The organism is Flammeovirga sp. AWQ4_249 (assembly GCF_056161045.1).
In genome coordinates this window covers 301,342-321,004 of sequence record NZ_JBSWYJ010000001.1, presented here as the reverse complement: position 1 = coordinate 321,004, position 19,663 = coordinate 301,342, and the positions used below count along the sequence as shown (strand labels likewise).

Below are 19,663 nucleotides of genomic sequence, written 5' to 3'. Positions count from 1 at the left end.
TAATTCATTTATAGCACTATCAAGGATTTGTCTATAAATCTTCAATTCTTAACCTCTACTCTCTTAAGTAAATTTACTAAATTGCAATACTGTTTTAATTTATCAACCCTCAATGAGCCACTGTCGCTATCAATACATAGCCAAATGTCTTTTTTTTACTCTAGCAATAATTTTACAACTTGACGGTTATGCTCAAGAGGTTGATTCGTTATATCAAAAAGTTAAAGTCAAAGCCTATATACCAATTGTAATAAAAGATTCCGTATACACATGGGATCATGATACGGTATTATATCTACAGCCAGGTTTGATCGATATTGATTCAACTTCACATTTACAATCACAGGAATTCTATAAAAAAGTTCATAAGTTTTTAGGAAAGAGAAAACTTACAAAAGAATTGTCGAATTTACTTTTTGTTCAACAGAAAGGAAATAAAATCACAAAGAATGCACAGCAAGAATTAATAAGTACAGGTATGTGCTTTGAAGGAAAGACTGTAAGAAGTATTACCTATATTCGTTTGCAACCTTTTGGTGCTGATGTTAAAAAACCTGACCCAATTATAACAACTCGATTTACGAGATATGCTAACGGTGTTCACTCGAGAACTAAAGAGAGAGTAATTGATAAAAACATTGTATTTAATATTGGTGACGTCATTGATGACACTGATTTTTCTGATTCGGAACGTTTACTACGTGCCCTTGATTTTATTAAAGATGCATTAATCTATGCTTGTGAGGTCGACCAAACATTTATTGATGTATATATTATTACTCAAGATCAATGGACGATCGGTGTAAGTGGTAGGTATGGTAGTTTCACTGATTTTGAATTAGGCGTTTTTAATAGCAATTTCGTTGGAACTGGTCAATATGTTTACCTTGGAGCCGTCGTCAAATCTGAAGATAATTCTCAACCATTAGGCTATAACTTTGAATATAGATTCCAAAACGTCCAAGGTACTTTCATTGATGCTGATCTAAAGATGAGTAATAATTATCTTGAAACCATTTTTGAAGTTGAATTTGATAAAGATTTCGTAACGACAAATACAAAAACTGCTGGAGGTTATCGATTGACAAATAGTAGGCAGTTGTATGGTTATTCCACCTCAGATAGTGCTTATTTAAATGTCGAGGATAATAAATCTTTTTTCGAACCACTTGAACTTACATATATGGGTGGATGGTTAGGCAGAGCTACTCACTTAAATGGTAAACAAAATCAAAATATTACGGTAAGTGGAGGTTTTGATCGTATACAGTTTTTCCAACGCCCTATAGAAACGGCTCATGATACTTTATATTATTACCATAATAAGGCACAATATGCTTTCAGTCTGACGTTAAATCAACGAAATTATAGACAGTTAAAATACCTTCAAGGTTTTGGCCGTACCGAGGATGTTCCCTACGGATGGCTTACTTCTGTTACTACAGGTTGGGAACAGAATGAATTTTTAGGTCAGAGGCCTTATATTGGTATGGCCATAGATGTAGGTCAATTTTCTCCCTATGGTTATTTTAAAGTATTAGCGGAAGGTGCTACTTTTGTCTCAGATGAATACAAGCAGGGAACTTTTCATTTAAATTTCCAATATTTCACCAATTTAATTGCTGTTCGAGAAAATTTCTTTCGTTTATTATTGGATATAGATTACTTAGATGGTTATGACAGAATCCCTGGTGATTATCTTTATTTTCAGAACAATGACACATTTTCTGATTATCAAATCAACAGATATTCAAAAAAAGGAACCAAAAGGTTTCAAATGAAACAGGAAAATATCTGGTTTACGAAGTGGTTTTTCTTTGGATTTAAATTCGCTATATATCAAAATGTAGAAGTCGGTATACTATCAGATAGAGATAAAGTCTCTATTTCTAAACGAGACATATACACTTCAGTTGGTGCAGGTATTAGAACACGTAATGAGAACTTAGTATTTAATACACTCACTTTAGATTTAAGATACTTCCCTAATGCAAACCTAAACAATAGTCCTTTTGAAGTATTAATTGGTACTCGAATTGATTTACCTTTACAAGACTTTAAACCAACTAAACCTACCTTTTTACGATTCCAATAATTTATTAATATGTTTTAAGTTAGAAACTAATTTTTCTCTAAAAAAGTATATATTGTTGATATATGAACGTATATTCATCTAAACTAAGAGAATCATGTCAATTAATTTATTTGAAAAATATACTGATGAATCCTCTCAATTTATGGAGATTGACGGGATGAAAGTCCACTATAAAGTAGAAGGAAATGGATTTCCTATCGTACTTCTACATGGCACTTTTTCATCTTTGCATACGTGGGATAAATGGGCTGAAAAACTAAAAGAAAAATATAAAGTAATACGATTAGATTTACCTGGATTTGGATTAACCGGTCCTAGGGTTGATAAAACGTATTCTGTAGATATATACATAGATTTCTTAAATACTTTTCTTAAGAAACTTGAAGTTAAAAAGTTTTACTTAGCAGGTTCTTCCTTGGGTGGTTGGATTGCTTGGGAATATGCTTTCCAATTTAGAGAACAAGTTCGAAGATTAATCCTTTTAGATGCTGCTGGGTTCAATGACAAGCATTCAATTCCAATGCTATTCAAGTTGGTACAAAATCCAATCATGAAGGAATTCAAAATGTTCCAAGGAGTTGCTGAATATTTCAAAGCTCCTAAATCATTTGTAGAATTCTTCTTGAAAAATGCTTACGGTGACCCTAAGAGAGTGAATGAAAAAACACTTAATAGATATCATGAAATTTTCTCTAGAAAAGGAAATAGAGAGGCTTTTATCAATATTGCGAATAGTCACTTAGAAGATCATTCGGAGAACTTAAAACAAATGGATACACCTACATTAATCATGTGGGGTGAAAAAGATAGATGGATTCCATTGACAAATGCTTATAAATTCCAATTTAGTTTACCCAATTCTGAATTGATTATTTATGAAGGTGTGGGCCATATTCCAATGGAAGAAATACCTGAAAAATCTGTAGCTGATACTATTAAATTTATAGAGAATAAATCTTTTGATAGTGGTGTAAAAATCCAAACAAGTTTCCTTTGTGATCAGTTTAGAAAAAAGGTTAGAGTTGCTTCTGGAGAATTCAAACAAATTGGAAATAAAAAAGCTTTTCATGGTACTGCTGTTTGCCTAAAAACAAACAACCCCAAATTAGTCTTGGAAAGAATTCAAGAGGAAAATGGGAAAGGAAAAATACTTGTTGTTGAATGGGAAAGTAAGAAATTAGATGCTTTAATTGATGAAGAAATTGCCTATGCATTACTCCATCAAGAGTGGGAAGGAATGATCACTGATGCTAATTTTAGACATACAGCCGAGTTGGATAAAATGAGAATTGGTATTCTTGCCAATCGTTGTTATCCAATGAAAGCCATCAAAGAAGAAGAACCTATTGAAATTTATCTTCATGCTAATGTTGGTGGGTTAGAACTTGTCGATGGTAATTATGTATATGTCGATGAAGATGGTGTCGTCAGTAGTGACCAAAATCTAGTTGATTGGGAAGCATAATGATAATAAAAGGCCTTAATAAAAAACGATTTTATTAAGGCCTTTTTCTTATTCTTTCTTATCAAAAACTTGTTGTGTAATATCATTCAATTTTTTCACTTTGAAAGCAAAATCTCCTTTCAATTTATCTCTGATACTTCTCAAGTTATCCAATAATTGTTGTGTTTCATCAGGAAGTGCATCTTCTAAGAATTCACGCATTCTTTTGGCTAAAGTCGGTGACTTTCCATTCGTAGAAATTCCAATTTTCAAGTCTCCTTTTGTCACAACTGAACCAAGATAGAAATCACATAAATCTGGTGTATCAGCCACATTCACCAACATTTTTCTTTTATTGGCTTCTTTTTGTATTTCTTGATGTAACCCAAAATCATCTGTAGCTAATAAAGCTATATGATGATCATCTAAATCTGAATTTTCAAATCCTTTTTTGACCAATTTTACAGATGGGGATTTAGCTGCTAATTCTAATAAATCTGTTCCAAAATCTAGGGAAACAACTGTCACTACTGCATTAGGACTGTTTTTTAGAATAGCTTCTAATTTTTCATGTCCAACATTACCTCCACCCACAATTAGTGTTGAGATCTCAGACATCTTTATAAATATGGGAAACATTTGATTCATAATAGGAAGTTCTTTTTTGTTTGTATTAAAAAATAATGTAATCAAAAATACATTAAACCAACTAAATAAAAAAAGCAGGACATTAAGTTAAACTTAAAAATACCCTGCAATTTTAGATGTCAAAACCATCAGTGGAACGCAACGCACACTGTTGAACCACTAACCGATGTATGTCTTTGTATTATAAATTGAAACACACAACGCCACGTCTCCACTAATGATTTGTTATATTTTTATTCTAAGCATTCACTGTTGCATTAACTACTACATCAGAAAGGCGATTAGGATATCTTGCGTGGTGTTTTACCACTTCACCCACCACAATTACTGCGGGTGAACCTAAACCTTCTTTTCTCATGATATCAGCGATATTATGTACATGACCAATACCGACACGTTCATGAGGAGTAGAAGCATTTTGGATAATTGCTACTGGGGTATCTTCTTTACCGGCAGCTTTGAAACTATCCATAATTTGATCAATTTTTTTTGTACCCATTAGAATAATTACTGTTGCAGAAGATTGAGCTGCTAAAGCAATATCCTTAGATACCTCTCCTTCTTTGGTTGTTCCAGTGATTACCCAAAAACTTTGGCTATCACCACGACGTGTTACAGGAATACCTTGTAATGCTGGAGCTGCTACTGAACTACTAATTCCGGGTACTAAATTCACACGAATACCATGCTTCTGAGCATATAACATTTCTTCATGACCACGACCGAAAACATAAGGATCACCACCTTTTAGACGTACAACATGACCGCCACCAAAAGCATGTGATACAATCAAACGATTGATTTCTTCTTGCTTAAATGAGTGTTGACCAACACGTTTACCTACATATACTTTCTTAGCATTGGGTGCATATTCTAAAAGTTCTTCTGAGACTAAGGCATCATATAAAACCACGTCTGCTCTCATCAGTGCCTTCATCCCTTTCACAGTAATTAAATCTGGATCTCCTATCCCTGCCCCAACAAGGGTTAACTCTGGTTGTAATGTCTTTGTCATAATAGGTGTGTCTTTAGTTCGTTAGTAGATAGATTTTCTTGAACACCTGACCGTTGTACGATCAGGTGTTGAAAACTTAAACTTCTTCAGCTGCTAAATCTTCTTTTCTAAGATTAGAAACATCATTTAAGAATACTTTAGCCTCTTCGATATATTTAGTAGCAAATTCTTCAGATGCCTGGTATTTATTGATTCTCAAAACATGATCAACAAATGAACCTTCTGCAAAATTAAATTGCTCATCGTAATGCTCTGCAAAACGATTAATTACTGTCATATGACTATTTAATTTTACTTTTTTATCTAAAAGAAGTGCTTTTGCAGCATTCACATAACTACTGTAAGCATGATAAATAGCATCCGCAAATAAGCCTTTACTAAATGCTTCCTCAGCCCAACCTGCTTTTTCTTCCGCTTCGAAGATCAATGTTTGTACAAGGTCAATAATTACACCTGCACATTCACCAACAGCTTTATGTAATTGAAATTTATCGTCTTTTGTATACCAATCTAAGTAATCCTCTGGAGTTAGATTATCTAGTACTGCCAATGGTTTTAAGATTTCATAGAAGTAATCTTTTCCTTGACGTTTGTAATAATCCACAAAATACTCTCCTTCTGTTGCATTTTCATCATAGTTATCTACTACAAATCTGAAAGCTTCTTCAATTCTTTTACTTGGGATCTTAATTACTTTATCAGCAATATGTGGTGTACCTTTACTATCAAAACCACCACCCAATAAGATTTGAGCAGCAGGTAATTGCATTTTATTGGCTTTGTTTCTTAATGAACTACCATGAATACCAAATTGAGCAATTGTATGTTGACCACATGCATTCGGACAACCACTGATTTTGATTTTGAAAGTATCATCTGTCACTAAATCAGGATACTCCACTTTCACTAAATCTTCTAATACTCTTGCAATACCTGTACTTGATGAAATACCTAATACACAAGTATCAGTACCAGGACAAGCCGTAATATCTGCTGTAGTATCGTATCCGATTTCTGCAAAACCTATTTTATCTAGAGCATTAAAAATAGCTTTTAGATCTGCTTCTCGTACATATTTTAATAAAATACCTTGACGAATAGTTAGCCTAAAATCATCTGCAGTATATTTTTCTACAATCTTAATTAATTCTCTAGCAGTAGCTGTATCAAAGTTACCTAAAGTTAAACGAACAAGGATACCATAGAAACCTTTTTGCTTTTGTTCAAAAACGTTCGCTTCTTTCCACTTATTAAACTTTGCTTCATCAGTAACTTCAACTTCTACAGCTGCATTTTCAGAAGGTAGTACAACTGAATCTACTTTAGTACGGTCTACCCAGATCTCTTGGTGTTCTAATGATTTTCTTTCCTCTTCTGCTAAACGAAGTAATTCATCTTTACCGATATCTTGTAACAAGAACTTCATTCTTGCTTTCATTCTACGGTTACGTTCACCATGACGATCGAACACTCTAATTAGAGATTCGATAAATGGAATAAGTTTTTCTTCTTCTAAAAACTCAGAAGCTGTTTCAGCAATGTAAGGTTGAGCACCTAAACCACCACCGATCAATACTTTAAAACCTCTTTTTTCCTCACCATTAATTGTTTTCAAAACTGGAATAGCTCCCACGTCATGAATAAAAGCAAAAGCAGTATCTGCTTCTGAAGATGAGAAAGCAATTTTGAACTTACGACCCATTTCTTGACAGATAGGGTTTCTCAAGAAATATTCGAAAGCCGCATGTGCATAAGGTGTCACATCAAATGGTTCTTCTGCATCAATACCTGCTTTCTCAGAAGCCGTAATATTTCTCACAGTATTACCACATGCTTCACGTAAAGTCACTTCATCTTTTTCTAATTCATGCCACAGTTGCGGTGCATCATCTAAAGAAACATAGTGAATTTGAATATCTTGACGAGTAGTAATATGAAGTTTACCATTAGAGTAAGTATCAGAAACCTCACAGATTCTATTCAGTTGTCTCATTGTCAATTTTCCATAAGGAATCTTAATTCTGATCATCTGAACACCTGGCTGACGTTGTCCATAAACACCTCTAGCTAAACGAAGGCTACGAAATTTTTCTTCGTCAATATTTCCTTCGTGAAATAGTCTAATTTTCTTTTCTAAATCTAGAATATCCTTTTCGACTATTGGGTTTTCAAGTTCGGTTCTAAAGCTTCTCATGATGAGTATAATATTAGTTTTATATCTTATCCCCTATCGGTTTACTATACTAATGATGTAAAGTAAAAGACCATTGGTTGATGGTCTTTTGCAATTTTAAGCAGTTAAATATATAATTCAAAAGAAAAAGGGATATTTTTTGAAAATATCCCTATTAATTTATGTTTTCTTTGAAAAATACTAATTACCTTCTTGATTTTGAGCATCAAGGTTGGCGATAGTGATCATATCTAAAATCTGCTGAACATTGGCACCCATTTGTAAAATATGAGCTGGTTTTTTCATTCCCATTACGATAGGTCCTACTAAAGTAGAGTCAGAAATTTCCTCTAACATTTTCAAGGCAATGTTTGCTGAAGATAAATTAGGGAAAACTAAAACGTTCGCTGATTTTTCTGCTAACTCAGAGAATGGGAAGTTGGCTTTTGTTTTCTCAGGATTCAGAGCAAAGTTAGCTTGAATATCTCCTTCTACTACCAAGTTAGGATTTCTTTCTTTCAATACTTCTCTAGCATATTTCATCTTTTGAGAATCCTCTCCTTTTTTCGATGATCCAAAATTAGAGTAGCTTAATAAAGCAACACGTGGCTCAATTTTGAAGAATTCCTTCACATTTTTAGTAACCGCCTCAGTAATTTCAACGATTTGTTGTTGTGTAGGATTTTCAATCATTGTTGTATCTGCAAAGAATAATGGTCCTTTGTTTGTCAAGACCATATACATTGTCGAAACAGACTTATTATCCACTGTACCGATTACTCTCAATGAAGGAGTTAAAGAAGAGATATAGTTACGGTGAATACCGGCAATCATTGCATCAGCATCTCCTTCTTCCACCATCATAGAAGCATAGTAACTACGTTTTGTCATTAAGTCTAATGATTCATATAAAGTAGTACCCATTCTTTGGCGTTTAGCGTAGAATTTCTCACCGTACTCTTTACATTTTTCTTTACTTTCTTCAGAACGAGGGTTAATGATTTCAACATTAGATAACTCATCTAATTCCAAAGCTTCAATCATTGTACGGATTCTAGAACGACGACCTAATAAGATTGGTTCGATAATTCCTTCATCCATAGCGATACGTGCAGCTCTTAATACATGAGGGTTATCCGCTTCCGCAAATACCACACGCTTAGAAGCATTTCTTGCTTTCACCCCTAAACGACGCATAATATCGTTACCTGTTCCCATTCTACGAACTAGTTCCTCTTTGTATGCTTCCATATCATCGATTGTTGTTTGAGCAACACCACTGTCCATTGCAGCTTGAGCAACTGCTGGAGCTACTGTTGTCAATAATCGAGTATCTAATGGCTTTGGAATGAAGTAATCTCTACCGAAGATCAAACGATCTACATTATACGCTTGTGTAACGGCTTCAGGAACTGGCTCTTTTGCTAAAGCTGCAATTGCTCTAACACAAGCTAATTTCATTTCCTCATTAATTTCAGTTGCCCTAACATCTAGTGCACCTCTAAAAATATAAGGGAAACCTAATACGTTGTTTACTTGGTTAGGATGATCCGAACGACCTGTAGCCATCATGATATCATCACGAGTACTCATTGCCAAATCGTAATCGATCTCTGGTGTAGGGTTCGCTAATGCGAAAACAATAGGATTGTCAGCCATTGATTTCAACATTTCAGCAGACATTACATTTCCTTTTGATAAACCTAAGAATACATCAGCACCTACTAATGCTTCTTCTAAGTTATGTACATCTACTTCCGTTGCTAAATCTAATTTGTTACCTGAAAGACCTTCACGGTCCTTACGAATTACACCTCTACTATCACAAACGATAGCATTTTTTCTGTCTACTCCTAACTCAAAGAAAATATTAATACATGATACTGCTGATGCTCCTGCACCTGACACTACCACTTTTAAATCTTTTAAGTCTTTACCTATAATTTCAGCTGCATTTAATAATGCTGCACCTGAAATAATAGCTGTACCGTGCTGATCATCGTGCATTACAGGAATATTCATTTCCTTTTTCAATGTTTGCTCGATTTCAAAACAATCCGGTGCTTTTATATCTTCTAAGTTGATCCCTCCAAAAGTAGGTTCCAACGTTTTACACGCTTCGATAAATTTCTTAGGATCTCTTGCATCCAATTCAATATCGAATACATCAATTCCTGCGAAGATTTTGAAAAGTACGCCCTTACCTTCCATTACAGGTTTAGACGCTTCAGGTCCAATATCTCCTAAACCTAGAACGGCTGTACCATTTGATACTACACCTACTAAGTTTCCTTTTGCTGTATATTTATAAACATCTTCTTTTCTCTCGGCAATTTCCAAACAAGGATCAGCTACACCTGGAGAATAAGCTAGAGATAAGTCACGTTGTGTTTTTGTCTTTTTTGTAGGTACTACCTCAATTTTACCTGGTATCGGTTTTTCATGGTACTCTAATGAGTCCTTTTTACGTATTACGTTCTTAGACATACCTAATTACTTGATTTATATTTATAGTGAATATAACTGAGTGTTTATTATTGTGCTCAAAAGTAGTTACTTTACCTTGGATTAAAAATTAGTTTTCTTTATTCTGTAAAGTTTTTTATAAATTAGATCTAATTCTTCTTTTTTAAACTTATCCTTTAACTAAACTTATGAATTTTTGCAGCAACTGTGGTAACGGACAACTTGAGTTTATTATTCCTGAAGGTGATCATAAACATCGCTATTACTGTGCACAATGTGATACGATACATTATCAAAATCCTCGTATCATTGCAGGCTGTATTCCTATGTTTAATGGAAAAGTTTTACTTGGTAAGAGAGCAATAGAACCTCGTTATGGTTATTGGAATTTACCAGCAGGTTTCTTAGAAAATGGAGAAACTCCAGAAGAAGGTGCATTAAGAGAATTATTTGAAGAAACAGGTGCCAAAGGAAGTATTAATCGCTTACATACTGTTTTTTCATTACCGAACTTTAATCAAGTCTATCTTTTATTTTTAGTGGATTTGGAAAGTGAAGAATATGAAAAGTCTACTTCAGAAAGTTTAGAAGTTTCATTCTTTGATTTAGAAGACATTCCTTGGGAAGAAATTGCCTTCGAATCCTCCACATTTACCTTAAAACATTATATCAATTCCCCTGAAAAAGAAGAAGTACATTTGGGAAAATTTGTCAAATATTAAAGATGAAAAAAGGGCGTATCCATTACACCCTTTTTTTACTTATGGTAAATAAATTCCTTCCTTATCAAATTTAAAAGGTTGCCATTTTCCATCCCAAAGAACAGTCATTTCTTTGAAACCAATTTCTTCTAAAAGTTGTGCTGTTTCTCTAAACCCTTTTGTTATTTCTGCAGTTATATGAGCATCAGAACTTAATGTAATTGGAATATTCATCTCATTTAATTTTTCTAAGATCCATTGACTGGGATACAATTCTGAATACCCTTTATACATTCCTCTTGTATTTACCTCTGCAATTACTCCTTTTGTTTTTACTACTTCCAAGTAATTTTGCATTAATTCCTGATACCATTCTTCCGATTCCTCAAACCATTTCCCTGTTGAATTATGCATTTTCATTTTATCTAAATGCCCTAAAACAGATGGCGTATCTTCTTCTAACATTTTGATATTCAAATCTACATAACGTTGAAAAGCCCTTTGAATACTTCCTCCAAAAATCTCTTGTAGTCCTTTATCATAATGTTTTTTGGTATAATCAATTTCCCAATACTCACCCGTTTCAAATTGATTAACATAATGCACTGACCCTACTGAGTATTCTAATTCTGGAAAAGTATGCACACCACATCTCCCTTCAATATAGTCTACTTCTAATCCTTTATAAATTTGTATTTCCCCTTGATATTTCTCTTTCAAATGGTCTATTTCTGCTAAATATTCACGGTAGTTTTCCATTTTCATATTCCATGAAGAAGGAAAAGGTACTGGAGAATGTGTTGAAAAGCCATAAGACTTTACATTTTGTTCAATCGCAGCAACAATATAATCTTCTAGAGGTGATTTACCATCATCATAAAAAGTATGACTGTGAAAGTTTGTCCAAGCGGGCTTCATATATTAATAATTCAGTAGTAAAACGATTTACTATTAAAGATACTTCTTCAATAGTATAATCTTATTTTTTTCTATTCTTAAAGTGAGAAGTTACATTAAAAAATTTTGAGACTCAAAACTAATTACTTAGAATTATTTACCCATTGCCCTTATTATCATTAATTATCATGAAAATATTAGTTATTCTCGCCCATCCCAATTTTGGCAGATCTACAATAAACAAAAGATTGCATGATGAATTACAAAAATACCCTGAAATAGAAGTACGTAATTTATACCAAATGTATTCTGATTGGGATATTGATGTTGATGCAGAACAAAATGCATTGCTAAAAGCAGATCGAATCGTTTTTCAATTTCCTTTGTATTGGTATAATGTCACTCCTTTATTAAAGAAATATTTTGATGATGTTTTTGAATATGGTTTTGGTTATGGAAGTAAAGGAGATAAACTTAATGGTAAAGATTTCATGGTAGCAACTACCGTTGGAGGACCAAAAGACGTTTATCAGGCTGGTGCTAGAAATAATTATACAATTAGTGAATTAATGCGCCCTCTTCAACAATCTGCATCTTTAACAGGAATGAATTACAAACCCATTTTTACAATTCACGGAACTATCTACTTCACCAAAGAAGAAAATAAAGTAGAACTAGATAATTATGCCCATGAATATATATTTCATATCAAGAATGAGAATTTGTAAGGTATGACTTTAGTTTAATGAAAAATTAAGAATGAATAATGAAAAACTAAATTTTCCAACGTATTCCTAATCCAATTAATGAAGGAGTTAAAATATTAATTCCCCAAATGATCAAAGCTGACATTAATGCTGTTTGTGGATCCAAGGATAAGTATTCGAAAATATAAAGAGTGGAAATCTCTCTAATGCCTAAATCTAGTAAACCTCCAAGGTTGGGAGATATCGTTTTAATTAAGAAGATTACGGGAATGACAAGTAATATCACACCAATAGCAATGGAACTATTTAGTGCATGAACTATTAATAAAAACTGTATTGTAAAGACCGAATAACGCAATAAACCTAAACTGAATGTCTTTAGTATAGTCTCTGAGGTATATAATTTTAATATTGAAAAATAACGTTGGAAAATATGTTGAATAAAAGATAATTGTTGAATATTCTTCCAGCATACCACAACGATTAATAGCAATAGAACAGACATACCAGTTAAGTAATAGAGATATTCTTCCTGAACCTTTATTACATGACTTTTTAAAAACCAAAGTAGACAAGGGATACCTATCCAAAAAGTATGAATTCCTTGGGTTAATTGGCTTACAAACAAAGCCCCTATTGATTTGTCTCTATCGACTTCTTTAGGTATTGCCCAATATCTTCCTAATACATTACCAATCGTTTTCCCTGCCAAAAAAGAGGCACCTAACCCTGATAACACTCCAAATAATGCTTTTCTAAAAGTTACCTTAAATAAAGGTTTTAAAAGGATTTGCCATCTTTTAGATTCTAAACACCAATTCAATGGCATTAAAATAATGGCTAAAAAAAGAAACTCAGGGGCATCTATTTGTAGATTTTCCCATGGGGAGTATTCTACAAATTTATAAGTAGCAAACAGTGCTAAAACCACTGCTATACTTTTTAAAAACCAACCTATTTGCGTTTGATATTTTTTTACCATATTCCAATATACATAGGCCCAAGTAATAATAGCCCAGCTGCAAACATGAGGATTAACAATAAAGGTCCCATCCATTTCACCCATACTTCATATGGAATTTTTGCAATAGAGAGAACGCCCATAGTTACGCCACTTGTAGGTATAATTAAATTGGTCAAACCATCTCCAAATTGAAAAGCGAGCACAGCAACTTGTCTTGAAATACCTAATAAGTCACTTAGAGGAGCCATAATTGGCATTGTTAACGCCGCTTGTCCACTGCCTGATGGTAGGAAAGTATTTAAAGCACTTTGGAATAAAAACATCGCTTCAATTGATGCCACTTGAGGAAGTCCGTTGACCATTGAGGCAATGCCATGCAATACAGTATCAATGATTTTACCGTCTGTAGCAATAATCAAAATACCTTTACAGAAAGCAACGACTAATGCTGCTGTCATCATTTCCTTAGCACCTTTAACAAATCCATCACTCATTTTGTCCATATGAATACCACAAACAATACAGGCAATAACACCGATAGCGAAAAATAATCCACCGATTTCAATCATATACCATCCATATTTGGCTACACCTATTACTAATGCAATAATACCTAAAGCAAATAAAAATAATACAAATGCACGTTGCCAAGTCAAATCAATTTCTTCCGCATCTTCTAAAGTATTTTCATCTTCAATACGACCTGCTAATAAACTTAAGCTTGGATCATTTGAAATTTTGGATACATAGCGCATCAAATATATTACAGCAATTGAGGTAAAAATCACCCAAACGAAAATTCTATATTCCCATCCACTAAATAGTGGTACTTCTGCAATAGCTTGGGCAATTCCTATTGTAAAAGGATTACTTACCGCTCCTGCAAAACCTACTCCCGCACCCACAAATGGAATAGCGACCCCAACGATAGGATCCAATTTCATTGCTTTGGCCATTGGAATGGTTATTAAAATGAAGATCAATACTTCCTCAGACATACCGAATGTAGCACCTGCAATAGAAAATATTACAGTTATAAACGGGATGATGATTTTTTTGTAAAAAGTATGTTGATTACTCCACCCAACGAGACCTTGTAAACCAGCTTCTATAGCACCTGTGGCACTCATCATTCCAAAGGCTCCACCTACAATAAATATAAAAGCGATAATCTCTGCCGCAGAAATAAACCCTTTTAATGGTGCTGTAAAAAATGAAGTAATTCCTTGAGGAGAAGCCTCTACTTCCTGGTATGATCCGGGTACTAAAACATTTCTACCGTCCAACAATTCACGGCTATATTCACCTGAGGGAATAATCCATGTAAAACCAATAAAAATAAGTAGGATAACCGATGCGATAACTAAAGTATCTGGAAGTTTTTTCATTTAGAATGGAGTTCAAAGTCGTATTGTTCACAAACTTATTGAAGAGAGAGTAAACAAACTAAAAAAAATCACTTTTATTAATGCGTAAGTTTGACTATTTTTCAAGTAGAAAAAATTACAATTACATATTTTAAAATGAAAATTAAAGAATTAGATGAAATTTTTGATGATTATGATAGTTACAAGGCATTAGGTGAAGAAAGTTATATAGTTGGTGCACAGCACCCTCAGAATTTTAAGCAGCATAAAAAATTTATCATTCCATTATTTTATTTCGATGGTGAAGATTGGTTTAAATTAGACATTAGTAAGTTAGGTGAAACAATATTTTTAGCAAGTGCTCCCTATACATTAACGACTGATTTTAAATTAGAGGAATTAATAAAAGTTAAAGGTGTTCGACCAAATAAACAGCTCACAGATGATGATGAGCATAATAAAGAACACTCTTTAACTAAGCATATTACCCATGCTGATCGCTTAAGCGTACTTTCTGAAGATCAATTATTTGAAATCTTCCCTGGTGAAATTGACTTTGAGTTACATTTATTTCATCCAGACAAACATTATTATGACATCATCAATGAGGTGTATGTCGCACAGGAACGTAAGTTCTTTGTAGAGTCCAAAAATGGATTGGTTTACGGTCCATTTGTTGGTGTTAAAACGAGTACAGAAGCAAAAGCAATTCGTCTTTCGGCAACTGGTGTTCGTAAAAGTGTAGAAGCTTACAACTTACCTTCAGAGGCATTTTTGGAATTCAATATGCCAGAAGAAGGATTGAAACGTAAGCTTGTTCGTAGTACCCATGATATTGAGTACTACATTGAGGAAACTGTAGATTTTATCAGCAGACAAGATTTATTTAAATGGGCAGAAGACCAATTGAATAAAAAACAATCTCTTGAAGTAGCTGATAAAGTATGGAAAGCCATCTCAAAAGACAATGCTATTCACTCATTCCAAGAGCGATACCAGCGTCTAGAGAAACTTTTCCAAAAACCACAGGAAAACCTTCAATATCTACAACAATTTGTAACTTCGCTTGCTGAAAATGACTTTTTCAAAGCTAGTCTTGATTCCCTTCAAAATGAGAAGTTGGAACTTGACAATGCAGTTGCTCAGCAAAAACGTGAACGTGACCTTGTACGAAAAGAAACAGGTCGTTTACAAGAAGAAATGCAAGACCTAGAAGAAGGCATCAATAATCTTAGAGCCAATGAGCAAAAGATTCGTGAAAGCCTTCAGAAGGAAAGAGAATTTGCAATCAACAAAGAAATTGAAGAAGGTCTTTCTAAACTAGAAAAAGTAAGAGAAGAACTTTCTGACCGTGCTGAAGCAATCGAGTTGGCACATACTTTTGATAACCTGGCCCGTATCAATGAAGAAATTGATAACGCAAAGGACATCAAACATAACCTTGAAGTGTCTATTTCTGCATTAAAAGAAGAGTTTATTAAGGCTCAAGAAGATGCTGATACTGCACTTAAAAATTTATTGAAAACAAAAATGCAATTGGATGTTTTCAATCAAAATGGTTCTAATAGTCAGAAAGCAACACCTACTGAAGAAGTTGTCGTAGTGAATGATTATTCTATTGAAAATCCTTCTCCTATTTCAACTTTAAAAGATTTATCACAGAAAGTACACAAAAGATTGGGGCGTTTGGGTAGAAATTATCCAGAACACTTTATTGCCAACCTTTTGATTTCAATGCATCAAAACTCTCTTACGTTGTTATGGGGACCTCCTGGTTCTGGTAAGACTTCATTAGGGCGTTATATGATTCAGTCATTGACCAATCCAAAACGCTATTCTGAGATTTCTGTCGCTAGAGGTTGGTCTTCTCAAAAAGATATTATTGGTTTTGCGAATCCACTATCAAAGCGTTTTCAAAGAGCAAATACAGATTTGTATGACTTATTGAAACAATTGGATGGTGAATTTACAAATTCCACTTATTTACAATCTCCAATGTCTTATTGTCTTTTAGATGAAGCAAATCTAAGTCCTATAGAACATTATTGGGCTTCATTCTATTCATTGACAGATTCAAAAGCACAATTGGATAAAGGTTTAAAGATTTCTTTAGGTAATAATGAATCAATAGAATATGCAAATAATTTAAGATTCTTGGGGACGCTAAACTTGGATTCTACCACAGAACAAGTTTCTCCTAGATTGTTAGATCGTTGTCATATTGTTCGTTTGGATTTACCAAGACATGATATGCCATTGATTGGTTCTGAAATCATTATGCCTGAACCTTTTGAGATTCCATTTGAAAGCGTTCGTTCACTGTTTGATCTTAAAGATTTTAAACAAGAGTTAGCTCCAGATCAGCTTGAATTTATCGATTCAGAACTGGAAGAGCGTTTTGAGCAAATTGCTTCTGAGTTGAGAAACTTAGGTATTCAGATTAGTTTACGTACTCATAAGGCTGTCATCGAATATTGTAACCTTGCTCATTCAGCTATGATCGAACAATTCAGACCTTTAGATTATTGTTTAGCGCAAAGAGTGTTCACACGTATCAATCTACAAGGACCTGAAGCAAGAGAAGGCATTAAATCATTACTAGAAATAGTGAAGAGTTTTGCCTTAAAAGATTCTCATGCAGAATGGACTTTACAAAAAATGTTGGAAAGAGGTGGCAAAGAAGGATTTAATCATCACTTCTATAACTACTTCTCAATTGATGGATAATTATGGAGTTCAAAATTTTTCATATAAGAAAAGAAAGTACTCCACCTTATAATACTGAAAGAGAAGAGGTGCTCCCAATCGACGGCTTACACGTCGTTTTGGAGCATCATTTCTATGAATTAGAGTTTCATTATTACGAACTGCCTCATGACACTCAAGTGTACATTGACGATGTAGAAATTGAACCTACATTGATCACTAATGATGAACAAAATGGATATGTCACTGTAGGCTTAGGACAACATTTTTCAAATCAGCTTGGACTCGCAACAGTCCGCTGTGGACAAGACGCTTTTCAAGTTCGTATTGATGCCTCTAAATTGAGTAGTGAGGACGCTGAAAGTATGATTACTTATTTATATCATAAAAATAAGTCGTTGATACTTCAACTTTTTACTACTGAGGAAAAGTCTGAACATCATCATTCCAATACAATCAGTATGACACGCCTCTCCCCTTTGGAGAAGTTTATTACTGATATGGAAAAGGTGTTGCCTGCTTTAGCACACAGTCCGAGATATACTACTGTTCAAGATAGGGAGGTTCAAGATTTTGCTACCGCAAATATTGATGAACAAAGTATAGATTGGTTGATTGAGCATTTAGATGAACTTTATTTTGATGATTCATTAAAAGATCATCCAGATGCTATTGAGATCAACGGTCAATATACTGTTATCGATCGCATAGATGCTCCTATTATTAAAATGGAGTATGCATTGTACGAAAATGAGTGTATTCTTGGTGGCTTTTTCTGGGCTCGAAAACTTATTGATGAATTGATAACGCATATTGAAGCTGTCAATGATCAAAAAAGTTTGTTACAGACAGAAGGAAGTGGATATGCTACTTTTGAAGCCGCTCAGGTTATTCTGAATGCTCAAGCTATTGAGGACGCCAATGATATTCGTACAAGGCTCTATCGATTAGAAAGAAAGTACATGCAACTCTTCCCTAATTCAAAGCCAAATGTACATCCACCTCAATTGACCAAAAGGTTCAGCAGTGTAAACGTGTATTCTAATATCTTTCTAAACCTTTTACAGGTTTATAATTTAAAATTGGATACGCAAGACAGTTCTGGAATAGTGAAGACTTCCTTCCTTGACCAGATTTACGAGTTGTACACCTATTATCAATTGTATGATGGATTATTAGAATGCTTCAAAGACTTTAATTACAAATTAGAAATTGGTGATATCGAAGAGGGAGAATTTATACCGAAGCGTGTTTCCATACAGCCTATTAATGGTAAATGGCAAATGAACTTATTGTATCAACCTCAGATAGGAAGAGAACCAGGAGATACTCATTTGGTTTTACATGGTAAGCCACATAGAGACAGCTTCTATTATACACCTGACTTTGTGTTAGAATACTGTGACCCTCATTTATCATTGAGATATGGTATTTTAGATGCCAAATATAAAATGGCTAAAACAGTATTGGAGCAGGATCTTAAAGAGTCTTCTTTTAAGTATTATACTTGTGTGAGAGTGATTGGAGAAAAAAGAGATCATCAAAAACCTGATTTCTTGTGGTTAATCTGTCCAAATGCTTGTTATGGTAGGCCTGTTTGGACGATGAATTATGATGATAATTTCTTACCTATAATAGGTATTGTCATGAATAATTCTGAAAGCAATGATCCAATCAAACAAAGTATTAAAAAAATGATGAGAGAATGGAATGTCGGTTTATAATCTTCATTAAATTCTGAAAATAAAAAAACGTTCTAGACATTAAGATATTAATCTCTAGAACGTTTTTCTTTTATAGTACTTTTAGGCCTTGTACTATAGTAGTATCTATTAAAAAAAGAGTTTCTTAAATAATTTCTTCAGTCATATCTGACTCATCAAACGCTAAAGGTCTGTTGAATTTTTCCTCTAAAGAAATAAATGTCTCTGTTCTAGTAATACCATTGATACTTTGAACTTTGTCCTGAATTACTTGACGTAAATGGTTAGTATCACGACAAGCAATTCTAACAAAAATACTCCAATCACCAGTTGTATAATGCAAGTTCAAAATTTCAGGAATCTTAGCTAACTCAGTACACACTTCTTCGTAAAGACTACTCTTCTCCAAATAAATACCTAGGAAAGATGTGATATCATACCCTAACTTTGAAAAATCTAAATCCAAAGTTGATCCTTTTACGATACCCATTTTCTCCATTTTTTTCATTCTCACGTGTACCGTACCACCCGAAACAAAGATTCTTTCAGCAATTTCTGTATAAGGAGTCTTCGCATCTTTAAGCAATTCGGAAAGAATTTTAATATCCACGTGATCAATCTCAGGTATTTTTTCCATTAGTTCCGCCATTTTATTAAATCCACTTCATTAATACCCCAAATTTATTACAATTATTGAAAAAATGGATTAATAACTTTAAAAAGATTTCAAATAAATGAAATATACACTAAATTTGTAGTTCAAATACAGAAAAGCTA

Annotated in this window: 14 protein-coding genes; 6 read left to right on the top strand and 8 right to left on the bottom strand. The window is 33.7% G+C overall.

Annotated elements, in window-relative coordinates:
* Window positions 1–112 precede the first annotated feature (112 nt).
* On the top strand, window positions 113–2,095 hold the full coding sequence (locus tag ACXAHM_RS01235; RefSeq protein WP_474958568.1) for a BamA/TamA family outer membrane protein: 1,983 nt from the start codon (window positions 113–115) through the stop codon (window positions 2,093–2,095).
* A gap of 94 nt (window positions 2,096–2,189) precedes the next feature.
* Window positions 2,190–3,560, top strand: coding sequence for an alpha/beta fold hydrolase (locus ACXAHM_RS01230; protein ID WP_474958567.1), 1,371 nt, complete (start codon window positions 2,190–2,192; stop codon window positions 3,558–3,560).
* A 48-nt stretch (window positions 3,561–3,608) separates the two neighbouring features.
* Here ACXAHM_RS01230 and ACXAHM_RS01225 read toward each other — a convergent pair whose 3' ends face one another.
* From ACXAHM_RS01225 to ACXAHM_RS01210, 4 genes are all read right to left on the bottom strand, one after another.
* Window positions 3,609–4,157, bottom strand: coding sequence for a precorrin-2 dehydrogenase/sirohydrochlorin ferrochelatase family protein (locus ACXAHM_RS01225; protein WP_474958566.1), 549 nt, complete (start codon window positions 4,155–4,157; stop codon window positions 3,609–3,611).
* Window positions 4,158–4,425: 268 nt separating this feature from the next.
* Window positions 4,426–5,202, bottom strand: a complete 777-nt coding sequence (gene cobA / locus ACXAHM_RS01220) for a uroporphyrinogen-III C-methyltransferase (RefSeq protein WP_474958565.1) — start codon at window positions 5,200–5,202, stop codon at window positions 4,426–4,428.
* A 76-nt stretch (window positions 5,203–5,278) separates the two neighbouring features.
* The gene (locus tag ACXAHM_RS01215) at window positions 5,279–7,396 is read right to left on the bottom strand and encodes a nitrite reductase (RefSeq protein ID WP_474958564.1); all 2,118 of its coding nucleotides are present in this window, start codon (window positions 7,394–7,396) and stop codon (window positions 5,279–5,281) included.
* A gap of 180 nt (window positions 7,397–7,576) precedes the next feature.
* On the bottom strand, window positions 7,577–9,862 hold the full coding sequence (locus tag ACXAHM_RS01210) for an NADP-dependent malic enzyme (protein WP_474958563.1): 2,286 nt from the start codon (window positions 9,860–9,862) through the stop codon (window positions 7,577–7,579).
* Between the two features lie 167 nt (window positions 9,863–10,029).
* Here ACXAHM_RS01210 and ACXAHM_RS01205 point away from each other — a divergent pair, with 167 nt between their 5' ends.
* Entirely contained in the window at window positions 10,030–10,563 is a 534-nt protein-coding gene (locus tag ACXAHM_RS01205) for an NUDIX hydrolase (protein WP_474958562.1), read from the top strand.
* Between the two features lie 39 nt (window positions 10,564–10,602).
* On the opposite strand, the gene ACXAHM_RS01200 is transcribed toward ACXAHM_RS01205, so the two are convergent.
* Entirely contained in the window at window positions 10,603–11,460 is an 858-nt protein-coding gene (locus ACXAHM_RS01200; protein WP_474958561.1) for a histidinol-phosphatase, read from the bottom strand.
* Window positions 11,461–11,627: 167 nt separating this feature from the next.
* Here ACXAHM_RS01200 and ACXAHM_RS01195 point away from each other — a divergent pair, with 167 nt between their 5' ends.
* A complete protein-coding gene (locus tag ACXAHM_RS01195) occupies window positions 11,628–12,167 on the top strand; it encodes an NAD(P)H-dependent oxidoreductase (RefSeq protein ID WP_474958560.1) in 540 nt (179 codons plus the stop codon).
* A gap of 46 nt (window positions 12,168–12,213) precedes the next feature.
* Here the strand turns inward: ACXAHM_RS01195 and ACXAHM_RS01190 are convergent, their stop codons facing one another.
* Window positions 12,214–13,128 (bottom strand): lysylphosphatidylglycerol synthase domain-containing protein, encoded by a 915-nt coding sequence (locus ACXAHM_RS01190; RefSeq protein WP_474958559.1) that lies wholly within the window; start codon window positions 13,126–13,128, stop codon window positions 12,214–12,216.
* Window positions 13,122–14,498: a YfcC family protein gene (locus tag ACXAHM_RS01185; RefSeq protein ID WP_474958558.1), complete on the bottom strand. Its 1,377-nt coding sequence runs from the start codon at window positions 14,496–14,498 to the stop codon at window positions 13,122–13,124. The genes ACXAHM_RS01190 and ACXAHM_RS01185 overlap by 7 nt, the downstream gene beginning before the upstream one ends.
* Before the next feature lie 135 nt (window positions 14,499–14,633).
* On the opposite strand from ACXAHM_RS01185, the gene ACXAHM_RS01180 reads away from it, so the two are divergent.
* A complete protein-coding gene (locus tag ACXAHM_RS01180; protein WP_474958557.1) occupies window positions 14,634–17,204 on the top strand; it encodes an AAA family ATPase in 2,571 nt (856 codons plus the stop codon).
* Between the two features lie 2 nt (window positions 17,205–17,206).
* Window positions 17,207–18,907 carry a hypothetical protein gene (locus ACXAHM_RS01175; protein ID WP_474958556.1) on the top strand — a complete coding sequence of 567 codons (1,701 nt, stop codon included), beginning with the start codon at window positions 17,207–17,209 and terminating at the stop codon, window positions 18,905–18,907.
* A 124-nt stretch (window positions 18,908–19,031) separates the two neighbouring features.
* Here the strand turns inward: ACXAHM_RS01175 and ACXAHM_RS01170 are convergent, their stop codons facing one another.
* Complete coding sequence (locus ACXAHM_RS01170) at window positions 19,032–19,523, bottom strand: Lrp/AsnC family transcriptional regulator (protein ID WP_474958555.1); 492 nt, start codon at window positions 19,521–19,523, stop codon at window positions 19,032–19,034.
* Between the last annotated feature and the right edge of the window lie 140 nt (window positions 19,524–19,663).

Coding starts and splice junctions, on each gene's coding strand:
- ACXAHM_RS01235 (WP_474958568.1), top strand. CDS start 113: ATGAGCCACTGTCGCTATCAATACATAGCCAAATGTCTTTTTTTTACT.
- ACXAHM_RS01230 (WP_474958567.1), top strand. CDS start 2,190: ATGTCAATTAATTTATTTGAAAAATATACTGATGAATCCTCTCAATTT.
- ACXAHM_RS01225 (WP_474958566.1), bottom strand. CDS start 4,157: ATGTCTGAGATCTCAACACTAATTGTGGGTGGAGGTAATGTTGGACAT.
- cobA (WP_474958565.1), bottom strand. CDS start 5,202: ATGACAAAGACATTACAACCAGAGTTAACCCTTGTTGGGGCAGGGATA.
- ACXAHM_RS01215 (WP_474958564.1), bottom strand. CDS start 7,396: ATGAGAAGCTTTAGAACCGAACTTGAAAACCCAATAGTCGAAAAGGAT.
- ACXAHM_RS01210 (WP_474958563.1), bottom strand. CDS start 9,862: ATGTCTAAGAACGTAATACGTAAAAAGGACTCATTAGAGTACCATGAA.
- ACXAHM_RS01205 (WP_474958562.1), top strand. CDS start 10,030: ATGAATTTTTGCAGCAACTGTGGTAACGGACAACTTGAGTTTATTATT.
- ACXAHM_RS01200 (WP_474958561.1), bottom strand. CDS start 11,460: ATGAAGCCCGCTTGGACAAACTTTCACAGTCATACTTTTTATGATGAT.
- ACXAHM_RS01195 (WP_474958560.1), top strand. CDS start 11,628: ATGAAAATATTAGTTATTCTCGCCCATCCCAATTTTGGCAGATCTACA.
- ACXAHM_RS01190 (WP_474958559.1), bottom strand. CDS start 13,128: ATGGTAAAAAAATATCAAACGCAAATAGGTTGGTTTTTAAAAAGTATA.
- ACXAHM_RS01185 (WP_474958558.1), bottom strand. CDS start 14,498: ATGAAAAAACTTCCAGATACTTTAGTTATCGCATCGGTTATCCTACTT.
- ACXAHM_RS01180 (WP_474958557.1), top strand. CDS start 14,634: ATGAAAATTAAAGAATTAGATGAAATTTTTGATGATTATGATAGTTAC.
- ACXAHM_RS01175 (WP_474958556.1), top strand. CDS start 17,207: ATGGAGTTCAAAATTTTTCATATAAGAAAAGAAAGTACTCCACCTTAT.
- ACXAHM_RS01170 (WP_474958555.1), bottom strand. CDS start 19,523: ATGGAAAAAATACCTGAGATTGATCACGTGGATATTAAAATTCTTTCC.